Below are 16,112 nucleotides of genomic sequence, written 5' to 3'. Positions count from 1 at the left end.
CGCCGGACAGCTCAGGCGTTCCCGGATTCCAGGACCTCGAGCGCATACTTCAGGTCCTGCGGGTACTCGCTGCTGACGGTAACCCGCTCCCCCGTCCGCGGGTGGTCGAAGGAGAGTTCCCGGGCGTGCAGCCACTGCCTGGTCAGTCCGAGGTTGGCGGCCAGCCGCGGGTCCGCGCCGTAGGTGAGGTCACCGGCGCAGGGGTGCCGCAGGGCCGCGAAGTGCACACGGATCTGGTGGGTGCGGCCCGTTTCGAGGTGCACCTCCACGAGCGAGGCCTTCCCGAAGGCTTCCAGGACCTCGTAGTGCGTCACTGAATCACGGCCGTCCTCGATCACGGCGAAGCGCCAGTCATGGCCCGGGTGGCGGCCAATGGGCGCGTCGATGGTTCCCGCCAGCGGGTCGGGAAGGCCCTGGACGACGGCGTGGTAAACCTTGTCCACGGTGCGTTCCTTGAAGGCCCGCTTGAGCACGGTGTAGGCGTTTTCGGTCTTGGCGACCACCATGACGCCGGAGGTCCCGACGTCGAGCCGGTGGACGATGCCCGCGCGCTCGGGGGCGCCCGACGTCGAGATCCGGTAGCCGAGACCGGCGAGGCCACCGACCACCGTGGGTCCCACCCAGCCGGGCGAGGGATGGGCTGCCACACCCACCGGCTTGTCGATGACAACAAACTCGTCATCGTCCAGCAGGATCAACAGGTCGTCCACTACTTCCTCCACGATTTCCAGGGGGTCCCTGCGGTCCGGCACGACGACGTCGAGCACGGTGCCGGGGGTGAGCTTGAGCGACTTCCCAACCCGCTTGGCATCGCTGGAGACGTTGCCCTCCGCGATCAGGGCGGCCGCCTGGGACCGGGAGATGTCCATCAGCCTGGCCAGGCCTGCGTCCACGCGGGAACCGGCCAGGTCCTCCGGGACGGTGAACCGCAAGGGCCCCGCGGCTGTCGCGTTATCCGGGGTGTTCTCAGACATCCTTGGCCACCGTATCCTTCGTGTGGCGCGAGCCGTCCAGGGAGATCCCGCGGAAGGTGAGCAGGCAGATAATCACGACGGCGGAAACCACGGCCGAGTCGGCGATGTTGAAGATCGCAAAGTTTGGCAGCTGGATGAAATCCACCACGTGGCCCATTGCGAACGAGGGCTCGCGGAACAGCCGGTCCGTCAGGTTGCCGAGTGCGCCGCCCAGCAGCAGTCCCAGCGCCAACGCCCACCAGAGCGAGCCGAGCTTGCGCAGCTGCAGCAGGATTGCGACAGACACGGCCGCCATGATGATCGTGAACACCCACGTGACGTTCTCGCCGATCGAAAACGCCGCCCCGGAGTTGCGGATGTAGAACCAGTGCAGCAGCGGTGGAAAAACGGCGATCCGCTCGCCCTCAGTCATGGTGCTCGTTACCCAGAGCTTGGTCAGCTGGTCGAACACATAGGCGAACACCGCGAAGGCAGCGAACAGGACAAACAGCTTGGCCCGGCGCGGCCGGGCCTGCACGGGCTGTGCCGCGTCGACAGGCTGAATGGCGTCTGGTGATGGTGCGTCAGTCATAGGGCTTTCGTTCGGGAGCCAGTGCGGAGACCAGGGGCCGGGTACCCGGCAAGCGCCGTGCACCGGACCGGTGGCGGCACGTTGCGGAAAAATGAAAAGCCGGCGGCCGAGGAAACCTCAGCCACCGACTTTCAGAATACTTGGCTTTTGCCTAGCTGTTGGCCTCGACCTCAGGGGCCGCAACGGAGCCACGGGCATCGAGGTCACGGAGCTGGCCCTCAATGTAGGCCTTCAGGCGTGAGCGGTAGTCACGCTCGAAGCCGCGAAGCTGCTCGACCTTGCGTTCGAGCACGGAGCGCTGCTGCTCGAGGGCACCAAGGATCTTGCGGGACTTTTCCTGCGCATCGTTGACAAGGCTGCTGGCCTCGATCTGGGCTTCAGCGATGATCTTGTCCCGCTGCTGCTCGCCGTCGGCGACGTGCTTGTCGTGCATCTGCTGCGCCATGGCCAGCAGGCCGGCGGCGGACTCGGAAGCCGGGGTGGCAGCGTTACGTGCCGGTTGGACTGCCTGGGCTGCCTTGGCAGCCTGCTCGGCTTCCTTCTTCTTGGCAGCTTCAGCGGCTGCTGCCTTTGCCTTGGCCTCGGCCTCGGCCTTGGCGGTGTCTTCCTTCTCGGCCTTGACGGGCGCCGGGACCTTCTCCACCACGGGTGCGGCGGCTGCGGAGCTGGCAGGCGTGCCGGCGCCGGATTCGGCGAGCTTCTTGCGGAGCTCGTCGTTCTCCTGGTTCAGGCGCCGAAGTTCGACGACGATCTCGTCCAGGAAGTCATCAACCTCGTCCTGGTCGTAGCCTTCGCGGAACTTGGTCGGCTGAAAGCGCTTGTTGACAACGTCTTCTGGCGTCAAAGCCATCTGGTCACCTCGTTGGTCTAGTTAGTCAGTAGGCCTTCCGGCCGTCAAAACTACGGTACCTAAATATGGTCTGGTTCCTCTAATTCAACACCGCAGTGTCAAACCGGAGTTTCTTTCGGTTGGGCCTCGGCCCGGGCAAGTCCCCTGCTCGGCCCGGTGGCTCATGCTGCGACAGGCTGGGCGTACACCAGGCCCTTGACGATCCACATCGCCACGCTGACGGCCACGAACAGCAGCAGGAAGCCAATGTCCAGCGATATTCCGCCCAGCCGCAGCGGCGGGATGAGCCGGCGGAGCAGCTTGAGGGGCTTGTCCGTGACCGAATACACAGCATGGGCGGCCACGAGTGCCAAACCGCGCGGCCGCCAGCTTCGGGCGAACATCTGCACCCAGTCGTAGACCAGGCGGATGATCAACGCCACAAAAAATAGCAACAGCGCGATATAGACGAGCCCGAAAACAAATCCCATGAGCTAACTCATATCTCCATGTTCATTCCGGATACCGCAGTGTCCTAAGGAAAGTGTCACTTCTATTTCAACACGGATAATTCCGCAGGGATGCCAGGCAGGTGTCCCCGCCTGGCATCCGTACCGAATATTCGGGCCTAGCTCTGGTTGAAGAAACTTGCCTGCGTCTCGCTGACCTTCTTGTCATCGCCAATGACTTCGATGTACGACGGCGAGAGCAGGAAGACCTTGTTCGTCACCCGTTCGATGCTGCCGCGGAGGCCGAAAACCAGTCCGGCGGAGAAGTCCACGAGGCGCTTGGCGTCGGCCTCCCCCATGTCGGTGACGTTCATGATGACGGGGATGCCGTCGCGGAAGCTTTCGCCGATGAGTTTGGCGTCGTTGTACGACCGCGGGTGGATGGTAGTGATTTGCCGGAGTCCGGTGGTCTCTTCGCGGCTCGATGCCGCACGCTTGATGGGTGTCACAGGTGCGCGATATTCCTCTTCAGCGGCGTGAGGCTCTTCCCGGGGGACCTCGCGGACGGGCGCCGGCGCACGTCGTTCCTCGCGGTCCTGCTCCATGGATTCGTCCTCATCCTTGTGCGGTGTGGGGTGCTCAGACTCGTAGTGTTCGTCGCCGTCGGCGAGCCCAAGATAGATCATTGTCTTGCGCAGAGCGCCAGCCATGGTCGACTCCTAATCTTGTCCGTAAGCGGGCCGCTTAATGACTAGATAGCCTTGGAATCCCCGCCATTACCTTCCAATACGTTCGAACTTACCGCAGGGCCGGACGCGGACCGAGAATATCGGAGCCAATGCGCAGGTGTGTCGCCCCAAAGCGGACGGCCTCTTCGAGGTCCTGGCTCATTCCGGCGGATATTCCCGTGGCGTCCGGAAATTGTTCTCTCAGCCGCCCGGAAATGCGTGCCAGATTTTCGAAGGCGGCCGCCGGATCCGCCCCGAGCGGGGCGACGGCCATGACGCCCGCGAGCCTTAGCCCGGCAGCACCGGCCAGCTGCTCGGCCAGTGCCGGGACCTCGTCGGGGGCTGCGCCGCCGCGGTGCGCCCCGGAGGCCTCGTCCAGGCTGACCTGGATGAAGCAGTCCAGGGGCGGGCGCCCGGTGCGTTCACTTTCGGCTGCCATCGCCTTGGCGAGTGCGGAAGCCAGGGCTTCCCGGTCCACGGAGTGCACGGACGCGGCGTACTTCACCACGGACTTGGCCTTCTTGCTTTGGAGCTGGCCGATGAAGTGCCAGCTCAGGCCGAGGTCTTCGAGCTGCGCCGCCTTTTCCGCGGCCTCCTGGTCCCGGTTTTCGCCGACGTCGGTGACGCCCAGCGACGCCAGTCGCCGGACGTCCTGCGCCGGATGGAACTTGGTGACGACGATCAGGCGTGGTGGCGTCGCCGTGCGGCCGGCGGCGGTAACGGCGGCGTCGATCCTGCGGCGGACGGCCGAGAGGTTCGCGTCCAGCTGGGCAAGCCGCGGGCCCTCCAGCGCGTCCTGCCGGCTCTCCCCCGGCACGTTGACCGGCCTGTACGTGTTTGTGTCCGGTACGTCCACCGGCTCAGTCATGGCCATGCGCCCTGTTCCCGTCCGTCCCGTGCGTCCCGTCAGTCCCGTCCGTCCATGCCAGCCCGGCGAAGCGGCCGGTGTGGCTGTTGCGGCGGTAGGAGAACAGGGTGTTGTCCTCGAGGGTGCAGCCCCCGGAGTATTCGATCGCGACGCCCGCTGCTTCCAGCTGGCTCCTGACACCTGCCGGCAGGTCCAGGCCGGGGGTGCCGGTGGACGTGGTGCACCAGGTGGCAGGCACGGTGGCGGCAACGTCCGCGCGCAGCGATTCGGGGACCTCATAGCAGCGGCCGCAGACCGAGGGCCCCACCCAGGCGCTGATGCGGTCCGCGCCGAGCTCCCGCAGGCGGGCCACAGCGGCCGGCACCACCTCGGCGGCAACGCCGGGCCGTCCGGCATGGACGACCCCGAGGACGGGTGCCCCAGCAGCGTCCTCGCCGACCAGTACCACCGGCACACAGTCCGCCACCAGGACGGCCAGCGGCTCGGTCAGGGAGACCATGGCATCGGCCGTGGGGGCTGCCGGAACCTGGCCCGCGGCGTCCGCTGCCGCCGGTGCGGCCGTGGAGCCAACGATCGTGGCGACGTCATTGCCGTGGACCTGGTTCATGTACCGGAAGGATCGCCCACCTAGCCCGGCGGCCGCTTCGAGCTCCGCGCGCCGGCGGCGGACCGCCGCGGGGTCGTCGCCAACATGCAGTGCCAGGTTCCCGGCTCCGGCGTCGGTGAAGGCCACCCACACGCCCGGCCGGACTTCAGCCCGCCAGCAAAACAATCACAACACCGCCATCGACATGTCCGGAATACCTACGTTCATACAATCCACCGTAACCCGCCGCAAAGCAGCATGGCACCGCCGGGCGGCGGTGCCATGCTGAAGCAGAACGATTTACTTGAGGAAGTCCGGGACATCCAGGTCATCGGAGTGCCGGCCGGACAGGTCCGGCTCCACGACGGCCGGCAGGTCGACGTCGAAGCCCGAGTCAGCCGGTATGGCTGAGGGACGCTGCTGGCCCCAGCCGCCGTAGCCGGAGGCGCCGACAGTGGCGTGCAGCGGCTGCACCGGGGCGGAGGCGGGTGCCTGCGCCGGAGCGGGGGCGGCGGACGCGGGCCGCTGCGGCGCGGCCGGCAGGGACTGGTCCATGGACGGCGAGGTGGCCTTCACGTCGTCGAAGCCGGCTGCGATGACGGTGACGCGTGCCTCGTCGCCGAGGGCGTCGTCGATCACGGCGCCGAAGATGATGTTGGCCTCCGGGTGGGCGACTTCCTGGACCAGGCGGGCAGCCTCGTTGATTTCGAACAGGCCAAGGTCCGAGCCGCCCTGGATGGAGAGCAGGACACCGTGGGCGCCGTCGATCGATGCCTCCAGCAGCGGCGAGGCGATGGCCAGTTCCGCGGCCTTGACGGCACGGTCTTCGCCGCGGGCAGAACCAATGCCCATCAGCGCGGAACCGGCACCCTGCATGACGGACTTGACGTCGGCGAAGTCGAGGTTGATCAGGCCGGGGGTCGTAATGAGGTCCGTGATGCCTTGGACGCCGGAGAGCAGCACCTGGTCGGCGGAGCGGAACGCATCCAGGACCGAGACGTTGCGGTCGCTGATGGAGAGCAGACGGTCGTTCGGGATCACGATCAGGGTGTCGACTTCATCGCGCAGTGCGTCGATGCCGGCCTCGGCGGAGCCGGCCCGGCGGCGGCCCTCGAAGGTGAAGGGACGCGTCACGACGCCGATGGTTAGGGCGCCAAGGGAACGGGCGATCCGGGCGACGACGGGGGCGCCGCCTGTACCGGTTCCGCCGCCTTCGCCGGCGGTGACGAAGACCATGTCCGCGCCCCGGATGACCTCTTCGATTTCATCGGCGTGGTCCTCCGCGGCCTGCCGGCCAACCTCAGGGTTCGCGCCAGCACCGAGACCACGGGTCAGCTCACGCCCGACGTCGAGTTTGACGTCGGCATCGCTCATCAACAATGCCTGGGCATCGGTGTTGATGGCGATGAATTCGACGCCGCGAAGACCGACCTCGATCATGCGGTTGACTGCGTTCACGCCACCGCCGCCGATGCCGACGACCTTGATGACGGCCAAGTAATTCTGCGGAGCTGCCACGTTACGTGTCCCTTGTTCGTGTACTAATGCGAAATCTGGTCGAGTCCTGCTTGAAGCTTTGAACCTTAACCTTCGACTTGAAGGTTATAGTTATGTCAAGTAACTCATGTCTGTGACGGTATTTCCTATGCCGGGGACATTCAATAACCGGCGCCGCGTGTCGCGGTAATACCGGGTAAATAGCCCCTGTATGTACTCCCGCGGGCGGCTGGACGTCCCGCGCTCGCCCCTCGGCGAGTGCGCGGACGCATCCGTGTGCCTGCCGGCGCCACGTCCGGAGTCCCGGAGCGCGGCGGAAGTGGCCGCAGCTACCGGGTGACAGGGTGCCGGGGCACGCTGACATCGTAGACCTTGACGGGGTTCTTCGGATCGGCCGGGACCTTCAGGAGGGCCGAAAGGACCCGCGCCTTCAGCTCCTTCTCCCCCGCGTTGCCCCAGACGATTGTCTGCCCGTCGACGAGTTTGAGTTCGACGGCGTCGGCGGAGGCGGCGGAGGCGTTGGAGAGCCGCGCCAGCACATCCGCCGGCAGTGCCCCCAGCACCGCAGTGATGGCCTGGAACAGGTCCTTCGGCAGCGTCCCGCTGCCGCCGTCGATCACCGGGAGCGATACCGTGGCGGCATCCGCGGTGGTGCTGAGCTGGACGCCGTCGACGTCCACCAGCTGGAATGTCTTGCCCTGCTTGACCAGGGCCACGGGAATGCGCTCGGTGACGTGAACCTGCAAGGTGGCGGGCGGCAGCGCCTTCACGGTGACGTCCTTGACCTGGACCAGCGGCTTGAGCAGGGCCGTGACCTCCTCCTCGCTGATCTGCGGCAGGGGCTTGCCCTGGAGCGGCGCGAGGGCGGCCTGAACCTGATCCGGGTTCAGCATCTTCGTGCCCTCCACCGTGACCGTCCGCAGGGCGAGCACAGGCGAGTACACGGCGGCTGCGACGATCCCCGCCATCAGCACGGCCACGATGCCGATGGTACTGAGCACGATGCGCCGGCGGCGTTTGCCCTTGGGCTCGGGGAAGGAGAGCACGTTGCCGGGCTCTTTGCCCGATGTGCCCTGCGGGTTCCGCGGGTTCTGTGCGTTGCCGCCGGCCGTGTCCGCGGCGTTCTTGGACGCCGAAATGACATCCGTGCCCGCTCCGCCGGGCGGCCGGGAGCCGGTTCCGGAAGCGTTGGATCCGCCCCGGTAGGTGGGGCGCCTGGTGCTAGGCACCGGCGGCCTCGACCGTGAGGGCGTCGACAATCAGCGGCCCGTAGGCCGTGACGTCGCCCGCGCCGGCTGTCAGGACGATGTCCCCGGGTCCGGCGTCCGCCAGCAGAGCCTCCACAGCCTCCCCGCCCGGTCCCACGAGGCGGCCGCCGGAGCCCAGGTGCTCGGCGATCAGCCCGCTGGTGACGCCGGGAATGGGATCTTCGCGGGCAGGATAGATGTCCAGGACCAAGGCCGTGTCCGCCGTGTTGAGGGCTTCGGCGAACTCGCGCGCAAACTCGCGGGTCCGGGAAAACAGGTGGGGCTGGAAGAGTACGTGCACCTTATGCTCCCCGGCGACGGCCCGTGCCGCGGACAGGGCGGCCCGGACTTCCGTGGGGTGGTGGGCATAGTCGTCGTAGACGCGGACGCCCCGCCCTTCCCCCTTGAATTCGAAACGGCGCGAGGCACCGGAGAAGTGGGCCAGTGCCGCAGCCGCGGTCTCCGGCGCGACGCCGAGTTCGACCGCCACGGCGAAGGCGGCGGCAGCGTTGAGCGCGTTGTGCCGGCCCGGAACCTGGAGTTCGACGCCGAAGGTGCCGGCCGCTGTCGAGATCCCCATCCGCCCCGGTTCGGCGTCGTGCAGCCGGATGGCGGCGTCGGCCGCCGTCCCGTACAGGACCACGCGGGTGTTGCCGCGGGCCAGGGTGCGCTCGGCGAGGGCCCTGGCCCCGGGGTCGTCCGCGCAGGCCACCATGACGCCGTCCGCCGGGAGCAGGGCCGTGAAGCTGTCGAAGGAGGCGTAGACGGCCTCGGCGGTGCCGTAGAAGTCCAGGTGATCCGGCTCGACGTTGGTCACCACGGCGATCGTGGGGCGGTAGTTCAGGAAGGAGCCGTCCGACTCGTCGGCCTCCGCGACGAAGATTCCCGAGGTGCCGTGGGCCGCGTTGACGCCGAGCGCCGGGACGTTGGCGCCGATGGCGAACGACGGGTCCAGTCCGGCGCCCTGCAGCAGCACCGTGATCATGGAGGTCGTGGTGGACTTGCCGTGCGTTCCGGCCACTGCCACCACGGTGTCGTCCGCCATGGTGGCGGCCAGCGCCTCGGAGCGGTGCAGCACCGGGAGCCCGGCGGCGCGGGCCGCTGCGAGCTCGGGGTTGTCGGGCCGGATCGCAGAGCCGGCGACCACCGTCTGGGCGTCGCCGAGGTTCCCGGGACCGTAGCCGACGGCGATCCGGGCCCCGGCGGCTGCCAGATCCGCCATGACGGGCAGCGCCTTGGCGTCGGAGCCGCTCACCGGGATGCCGCGCGCCACCATGATGCGGGCAACGGCGGACATGCCGACGCCGCCGATGCCGATGAAGTGGACGCGGCCGAGGGATGCCAGGGAACGGGTTCCGTGCTGGGGCTGGGTCATTGCTTTACTGCTTCCTGCCGTGCTGGTTTGTGGACGCGACTTCGAGGATGAGATCGGCCATGCGCCGGTCCGCGTTCCGGATCCCGAGCTGTTCGGAGCTGGCGGCCATCCGGGCCAGCTTGTCCGTGTCCAGCAGCAGGGGAATGATGTTCTCGCGGATCCAGTCAGCGGAGAAGGCCTTGTCGTCGACGATCAGGGCGCCGCCTGCCGCGACCAGGCCCGCCGCGTTCAGCGCCTGCTCGCCGTTGCCAATGGGCAGGGGGACGAAGACGGCGGGGACGCCCACCGCGGCCACCTCGCAGACCGTGGCGGCTCCGGCACGGGCCAGCAGCAGGTCAGCCGCGGCGTAAACAGTTTCCATGCCGTCCACGTATTCCACCTGCCGGTAGCCCGGCGCGGCGAGCGGCTTGCCGTCGGCGTCGTGCACGGACTTGCCGCGACCGGTGATGTGCAGGGTCTGCACGCCGGCGTCGGCGAGGGCTCCGACGGCCGCGGCGAGGGACCGGTTGATGCTCTGGGCGCCCGAGGAGCCGCCCGTGACGATCAGCGTCGGTTTGTCCGCGTCCAGTCCGAGCGCCTGCCGCGCCCCGGCCTGGGCGGCAGCGCGGTCGAGGCCGGAGATCTCGGGGCGCATGGGCATGCCCACGTGCCGCGCGCGGCCCAGTTTGGTCGCGGCGAAGGCGACGGCCACGTGGGCGCCGAGGCGTGCGCCGACCCGGTTTGCCAGGCCGGGGCGGGTGTTGGCCTCGTGGACCACGATCGGGATCTTCCGGCGCCGGGCCGCGAGGTACATCGGCGTGCACACATAGCCGCCGACTCCCACCAGGACGTCGGCGGCTGCCTCATCAAGGATGGAGCCCGCTTGCTTCACGGCACCGGCCATCCGCCCGGGAAGCCGGAGCAGGTCCGTGGAAGGCTTGCGCGGGAGCGGGACCCGGCTGATGGTGGCGAGGTCCAGCCCGGCGGCCGGTACCAGCCGCTCTTCCATCCCTCCTGGAGTCCCGACAGCCAGGAGCTGCACTCCGGGGCGGGACTGCCGGAGGGCGCCGGCAATGGCCAGCAGCGGGCTGATATGACCGGCGGTTCCGCCGCCGGCGAGGACCACGGACAAGGGCGACTCGGTGTTCATGAAGGGCTGTTTACGCTTTCGTACGGTTCTTGGAGGCGGGGTTCTTGCTGGTGGGGTTCTTGCCGGTGGGGTTCTTGCCGGTGGGGTTCTTGCTGGTGGGGTTCTTGCTGTTGGGGATTTTGGCCGATGAATTTTTGGCGGCACTCCGAGACGGGCTCCCGGATCCGTTCCCGGCGCCCTTGGTGGCGGGACGGGAGGCTTCACGGGCGGCGGATCGGCTGGCTGCATTGCTGGTGGCCCGGGCAGCGCGGGCGCTCCGCACGGAATTCGCGAACGCGGCCGGGCCGAACCTGAGCATCTTCTTCGGCTGCATGCCGGGGTCCATCTGGGCCCTGGCCAGGGACAGGACGACGCCGATTGCGCACAGCGACATCAGCAGGGCCGAGCCGCCGTAGGAAATGAAGGGCAACGGGACGCCGATCACCGGTGCCAGCCCCGTGACCACGGCCATGTTGACGCTGGCCTGGCCCAGCAGCCAGACCATGATCGCGCCGGCCAGGACGCGGTGGAAGACATCGTGCTGTGCGACGACGACGCGGTAGATGGCGGTGCCGAGGATAGCGAAGAGGACCAGGACCACGAGCGTGCCCACCAGTCCGAGTTCCTCGCCGATGATCGCGAAGATGAAGTCGTTGTGCGCTTCCGGGATCCAGCTGTACTTCTGCCGGCTCTGGCCCAGTCCGACGCCGAACCATCCGCCGGACGCGAGCCCGTACAGACCGTTGGTGGACTGGTAGTTCAGGTCGGAGCCATCGGCACAGGTCTGGCCCGTCCATGACAGGATACGGCACATCCGGTTCGGGCTCGTGACGGCGAGGACGGTCGCGCCTATGGCCAGTAACGCCCCGGAAATGCCGAAGAAGGAGAGCCGGACTCCGGCGAAGAACAGTGCGGCGGCCACAATGATCATCACAATCATGGCCGTGCCGAGGTCGTTTCCGGCGAGGATGAGGCCAAGGACCACAATAGCGCCCGGGAGCACGACCGGAATGAGCGCGTGGCGCCACTCCTGGAGGAGCTTGGCTTTGCGGTCAAGCACCGTGGCCATCCAAAGCGCCAGGGCAAGCTTGGCGGCTTCGGAGGGCTGGAAGGTGAACGGGCCGACGTCGATCCAGTTCTGGTTGCCCAGGGCGCTGCGTCCCACGAGGAGGACCAGGCCCAACAGCGCAATGGCCAAGAACATGAGCCCCCAGGCCACGCGCCTGAGCCAGGCGACGTTGACGCGCGAAAGGACAAACATGGCGAAGAGGCCAATGGCGGCGAATCCGCCCTGTTTGAGGGCAGCGGAGTACGGTGACTCCCCCGCAGCGATGGCTTCCACGCTGGAGGCGGAGAGGACCATCATGATGCCGATCGCCGTCAGGGCCAGGGTGGAGCCAAGGATCAGGTAGTACGTGGATCCGTTGCGGGACTTGCCGGTGCCTTCGAGCGCCGACCAGAATCCGCGGTTCCAGGCACGCACCCGGGCTGCCGGGGTGACGGAGGGCCTGCCGGCCGTTGACGCGGTAGCCGAAGGCGTCCTGCTGCCGGCGGACTTGCCACTGGTGGCACCGCCTCCGGCGGGTCGTGCCGCCGTCGTACGTGTGGGCGTGCTGACCATTGTTACTCCTCGCTGGTCTGAGCCTGCCCTTCCACGAGCTCGCGGACAGCTTCGATGAAGGCATCGCCACGGTGAGCATAGGAAGAGAACTGATCCATGGAAGCAGCCGCCGGCGCGAGCAGCACAGTGTCCCCGGAGGCGGCCAGCTGCGCCGCCGAGGCAACGGCCTGGGCCATCACAGTCTCACCGAAAATCGGCGAAGGGCCTGCGTCGGCTTTGGCCGTTACGGCAGTCTGCACGTCTTCAGTCTCGCCCTTGGCCGGCAGGATCACGGGGACATCCGGCGCGTGTCGCTTCAGTGCGGCCTGCAGATCGCTGGAGTCAGCGCCGATCAGGACCACGGCTTTGAGCCGGCTGCCCTGTTCCTGGATCAAGGAGTCGTAATTCACGCCCTTGGACAAGCCACCGGCGATCCACACCACGTTCTGGAAGGCGGATAAAGCAGCGGCGGCGGCGTGCGGGTTGGTGGCCTTGGAATCATTGACCCAGAGCACACCCTCATGGCGGGCCACGGGCTGGATCCTGTGGTCTCCCGGAAGGTAGTCCAGCAGGCCCTGGCGGACAGCCGACGGCGCCAGGCCGTAGGCCCGGACCAGGGCGGCCGCTGCCAGAGCGTTCGCCACCATGTGGCGCGGAGCCGCCGACCCCAGGTCAGCAATCGAGGCGAGTTCGGCCGCGCTGTCCTTGCGTTCGGCGATGAACGCGCGGTCCACCAGCAGCCCCTCCACGACCCCAAGCATGCTGATGGCCGGCGTCAGTGTGGTGAAGCCCACGGCCCGGCAGCCTTCCACCACGTCCGCGTCCTCGACCATGCGTTCGGTCTCGATCTGCTCGGCGTTGTAGATGCAGGCCTTCTGCGTATTCGCGTAGACCTTGGCCTTGTCGGCGAGGTAGGAGGCGTACGAACCGTGCCAGTCCACGTGGTCTTCAGCGACGTTGAGGCACACGCTGGCCACTGGGGACACCGAGTGGCTCCAGTGCAGCTGGAAACTGGAGAGTTCCACTGCAAAGACGTCGTAGTCCACGGGATCGCGCAGGGCGTCCAGGATCGGGGTCCCGACGTTGCCTACGGCGATCGCCTTGAGCCCGGCGGCCTGGAGCATGGACTCGGTGAGGCCGACCGTGGTGGTCTTGCCGTTGGTGCCGGTGATGGTCAGCCAGTCGGCGGTCTTGCGGCCCTTGCGTTCGCGGAGCCGCCAGGCGAGTTCGACGTCGCCCCACACCGGAATGTGCGCCCGCGCCGCAGCGGCGAGCAAGGCCTGGTCCGGGCGCCAGCCCGGGGACGTGACAACGAGGTCGGGCTTGTGCCCGTCGATCTTCGGAACCGACTCCACGGCTTCTTCGCCCAGCAGGACGTCCACGGCGCCGACGATGCGGAGCGTGTCGGCCTGGGCCAGCGCTTTGGCGCTGGTCGCGGCGTCCACCACGACCACCCGGGCACCGAGTTCGATCAGGGTATCGGCGGCGGCGAAGCCCGAGACGCCGATGCCGGTGACCACGACGCGCAGGCCGGACCAGTCGGAGTCCCACGTGGTGAGGCCCTGCAGCCGGGGTGAGGTGGTGAGCGGGGCGGGGATCGGTCCGGTCACAGGAGTACCACCCATTCAGCGTAGAAGATGCCCAGGCCGGCGGCGACAAACAACCCGCACAGGATCCAGAACCGGACCACCACCGTGACTTCGGCCCAGCCTTTGAGCTCGAAGTGGTGCTGCAGCGGTGCCATCTTGAAGAACCGTTTGCCCTTGGTGATTTTGAAGTAGCCCACCTGGATGATGACCGAGAGCGTGATGAGGACGAAGAGCCCGCCGATGAAGGCCAGCAGCAGTTCGGTGCGGGACAGGATGGCGAAGGCTGCGACGGCGCCGCCGATGGCCAGGGAGCCGGTGTCGCCCATGAAGATTTTCGCGGGCGAGGTGTTCCACCACAGGAACCCGACCATCGCCGCGCTCAGGATGGCGGCCAGCAGGGCCAGGTCCAGGGGGTCGCGGACGGAGTAGCAGCCGCCGCCGGCCTGGCGCGGGGACCCGCAGGCCTGGTTGCTTTGCCAGATGCCCATGAGCGTGTACGCCCCGAACACCATGACCGAAGCGCCGGCGGCCAGGCCGTCGAGGCCGTCGGTGAGGTTCACGCCGTTGGTCGCGGCCGTGACGATCAGGTTGGACCACAGCACAAAGAGTATGGCGCCGAGCACGGTTCCGGCGAAGGCCAGGTTGAGCCACGGAATATCCCGCACCAGTGAGATCTGGGTGGAAGCCGGGGTCAGGCCGGCGGCATTGGGGAAGTTCAGCGCCAGCACGGCGAAAATGATGCCCACGGCACCCTGGAGGATCAGCTTGGCTTTGGCATCCAGCCCCAGGCTGCGCTGCTTGGAAATCTTGATGAAGTCATCCAGGAAGCCGACCAGCCCCATACCCACCATGAGGAACAGCAGGAGCAGCCCGGAGGCGCTTGGACCCGGGGAGTGCGGGTTCATCATCCACATGATCAGGTGCGTGAGCCCGTAGCTGACGAGGACCGCCACGACCACAACGGTGCCGCCCATTGTCGGGGTGCCGCGCTTGGTGTGGTGGGAGGTGGGTCCGTCGTCCCGGATGAATTGTCCGTAGCCCTTGCGGACCAGGAACCGGATAAACAGCGGGGTGCCCACAAACGCGAGGAGCAGCGCCATTCCGGCGCCCATCAGCAGTGCAATCACAGCTGTGCACTCCCTTCGGTGGCGGTGGCGGCAGTTCCCTCAGCAGATCGCTCGGGAGAGTCCTTGGTGGCATGTGGGGGTAATGCTATCCGATCCCCCAAGTGGCGCAGCCCGATGCCGTTCGATGACTTGAACAGGACCAGGTCGCCGGGCTGGAGCTCGGCTTGAAGGAGCTCGTAGGCCTCGTCCGCAGTCTCGGCGAAAACACATTCGTCGCCCCAGGAGCCCTCGTTGATGGCGGAGACATACAGCGACCGGGCTTCCCGGCCCACCACGACGAGACGGGAGATGTTGAGCCGCACCACCTGGGTGCCGACTGCCATGTGCTCGCGGATGGAATCCGGGCCGAGTTCCAGCATGGCGCCCAGGACCGCCCAGGTGCGGCGGCCGCGTCCCAGCTCGGCCAGCGTCCGCAGTGCCGCCCGCATGGACTCCGGGTTGGCATTGTAGGCATCGTTGATGACTGTCACGCCGTCGGGACGCTCCGTGCGCTCCATCCGCCAGCGGCTGGCGGCGGCCTGCGTACCGAGCGAGGCGGCGATCTGCGCGCCCGGAATGCCGGCCGCGTGCGCCGCGGCCGCAGCCGCGAGGAGGTTGGCCATGTGATGGGCACCGATCAGCTTGGCGGCAACGTGGTACTCGGTCGGTCCTTGCTGGCTCAAGTCGCCGGGGAGGAACAGCTCAAATTCTGGATGGCCGTCGGCGTTCAGTTCCACACCCTCTGCCCTCACCACATCGGCTTGGGCCATGCCCGTCTGGACGCTGTTGTCTTGGCCTATGCCGGCCGCGCGGGAGGTGTAGCCGAGCACGCGGGCCCGGGTCCGGGCGGCCATCGCTGCGACGCGGGAATCATCCAGGTTCAGCACGGCGGTGCCCGTGGCCGGGAGCGACTCCACGAGTTCGCCCTTGGCCACCGCGATGTTGTCGATACCGCCGAATTCTCCGGCATGGGCGGAGCCGACACCGAGGACGACGCCGATCTCCGGCTGGACCATGTCCGCGAGGTATTGGATGTGGCCGATACCCGTGGCGCCCATCTCGATGACGAGGTAGCGGGTGTCGAAGTCGGCCTTGAAGACGGTGAGCGGGACGCCGATCTCGCCGTTGTAGGACCCTTGCGGCGCAACGGTGGCGCCTTCAGTGCCGGCTGCCGCGAAGATTCCGGCGAGCAGGTCTTTCGTGGTGGTCTTGCCGGCGGAACCGGTAATGCCGATCACCGTGAACGCGGCGCCGGCAGCTGCGCGGCTGGCCCGGATCCGGCGGACGGATTCAGCAGCCAGTGCGCCCATGGCGAGGACAGCGTCCTCAACGACGACGGCGGGAAAGTTCGTTCCGGCGGCGTCGGCGACTTCGCGCTCGACGAGTGCCAGGACGGCGCCCCGGTCAAAGGCGGCGCCCACGAAGTCGTGTCCGTCGGCGTTCTCCCCCGGTTTGGCCACATAGAGGGAACCCGCCGTGGCCTCGCGGGAGTCGGTCACCACGGATGCGGGAGTAATTCCCGGTTCCGCGGCGAGCCGGCCGTTGGTTATGTCGGCGATTTCCGCCGCTGTAAGTGCAATCATCT

General features: G+C 67.5%; 14 protein-coding genes and 1 pseudogene. All 15 read right to left on the bottom strand.

From position 1 onward, the window contains the following. Positions 1-11: 11 nt before the first annotated feature. Positions 12-974 (bottom strand): RluA family pseudouridine synthase, encoded by a 963-nt coding sequence (locus tag MRBLAR12_RS04490; RefSeq protein ID WP_229994722.1) that lies wholly within the window; start codon positions 972-974, stop codon positions 12-14. After that, positions 967-1,545, bottom strand: a complete 579-nt coding sequence (lspA, locus tag MRBLAR12_RS04485) for a signal peptidase II (RefSeq protein WP_229994723.1) — start codon at positions 1,543-1,545, stop codon at positions 967-969. Before lspA ends, MRBLAR12_RS04490 begins: the two co-directional genes overlap by 8 nt. Positions 1,546-1,696: 151 nt before the next feature. Beyond that, positions 1,697-2,395: a DivIVA domain-containing protein gene (locus MRBLAR12_RS04480; protein WP_229994724.1), complete on the bottom strand. Its 699-nt coding sequence runs from the start codon at positions 2,393-2,395 to the stop codon at positions 1,697-1,699. Between the two features lie 161 nt (positions 2,396-2,556). After that, entirely contained in the window at positions 2,557-2,865 is a 309-nt protein-coding gene (locus MRBLAR12_RS04475) for a YggT family protein (protein ID WP_229994725.1), read from the bottom strand. 137 nt (positions 2,866-3,002) lie between these two features. Further along, complete coding sequence (locus tag MRBLAR12_RS04470) at positions 3,003-3,533, bottom strand: cell division protein SepF (protein ID WP_026266243.1); 531 nt, start codon at positions 3,531-3,533, stop codon at positions 3,003-3,005. An 88-nt stretch (positions 3,534-3,621) separates the two neighbouring features. After that, positions 3,622-4,419, bottom strand: a complete 798-nt coding sequence (locus tag MRBLAR12_RS04465; RefSeq protein ID WP_229994726.1) for a YggS family pyridoxal phosphate-dependent enzyme — start codon at positions 4,417-4,419, stop codon at positions 3,622-3,624. Further along, positions 4,412-5,191 carry a polyphenol oxidase family protein gene (locus MRBLAR12_RS04460; protein ID WP_229994727.1) on the bottom strand — a complete coding sequence of 260 codons (780 nt, stop codon included), beginning with the start codon at positions 5,189-5,191 and terminating at the stop codon, positions 4,412-4,414. Before MRBLAR12_RS04460 ends, MRBLAR12_RS04465 begins: the two co-directional genes overlap by 8 nt. 114 nt (positions 5,192-5,305) lie before the next feature. After that, positions 5,306-6,523, bottom strand: coding sequence for a cell division protein FtsZ (gene ftsZ, locus MRBLAR12_RS04455; RefSeq protein ID WP_229994728.1), 1,218 nt, complete (start codon positions 6,521-6,523; stop codon positions 5,306-5,308). A gap of 308 nt (positions 6,524-6,831) precedes the next feature. Further along, positions 6,832-7,731, bottom strand: coding sequence for a cell division protein FtsQ/DivIB (locus MRBLAR12_RS04450; protein ID WP_364743868.1), 900 nt, complete (start codon positions 7,729-7,731; stop codon positions 6,832-6,834). After that, positions 7,724-9,124, bottom strand: coding sequence for a UDP-N-acetylmuramate--L-alanine ligase (gene murC / locus MRBLAR12_RS04445; RefSeq protein ID WP_364743865.1), 1,401 nt, complete (start codon positions 9,122-9,124; stop codon positions 7,724-7,726). The genes MRBLAR12_RS04450 and murC overlap by 8 nt, the downstream gene beginning before the upstream one ends. 4 nt (positions 9,125-9,128) lie before the next feature. After that, positions 9,129-10,253, bottom strand: a complete 1,125-nt coding sequence (gene murG / locus MRBLAR12_RS04440) for an undecaprenyldiphospho-muramoylpentapeptide beta-N-acetylglucosaminyltransferase (RefSeq protein ID WP_229994731.1) — start codon at positions 10,251-10,253, stop codon at positions 9,129-9,131. A gap of 280 nt (positions 10,254-10,533) precedes the next feature. Further along, a pseudogene (gene ftsW, locus MRBLAR12_RS04435) lies at positions 10,534-11,853 on the bottom strand (putative lipid II flippase FtsW); the annotation flags it as partial. A 2-nt stretch (positions 11,854-11,855) separates the two neighbouring features. Then, positions 11,856-13,457, bottom strand: a complete 1,602-nt coding sequence (gene murD, locus MRBLAR12_RS04430) for a UDP-N-acetylmuramoyl-L-alanine--D-glutamate ligase (protein WP_364743860.1) — start codon at positions 13,455-13,457, stop codon at positions 11,856-11,858. Further along, a complete protein-coding gene (mraY, locus tag MRBLAR12_RS04425; protein WP_229992572.1) occupies positions 13,439-14,548 on the bottom strand; it encodes a phospho-N-acetylmuramoyl-pentapeptide-transferase in 1,110 nt (369 codons plus the stop codon). The genes murD and mraY overlap by 19 nt, the downstream gene beginning before the upstream one ends. After that, positions 14,545-16,110 carry a UDP-N-acetylmuramoyl-tripeptide--D-alanyl-D-alanine ligase gene (locus MRBLAR12_RS04420; RefSeq protein WP_229992571.1) on the bottom strand — a complete coding sequence of 522 codons (1,566 nt, stop codon included), beginning with the start codon at positions 16,108-16,110 and terminating at the stop codon, positions 14,545-14,547. Before MRBLAR12_RS04420 ends, mraY begins: the two co-directional genes overlap by 4 nt. Positions 16,111-16,112 lie beyond the last annotated feature (2 nt).

The sequence above is a fragment of the Arthrobacter sp. LAR12-1-1.1 genome, assembly GCF_040676555.1.
Taxonomy (GTDB): Bacteria; Actinomycetota; Actinomycetes; order Actinomycetales; family Micrococcaceae; genus Arthrobacter.
Note: the sequence above shows the minus strand (reverse complement) of the source record. Positions and strands in the feature narration are given on the sequence as shown.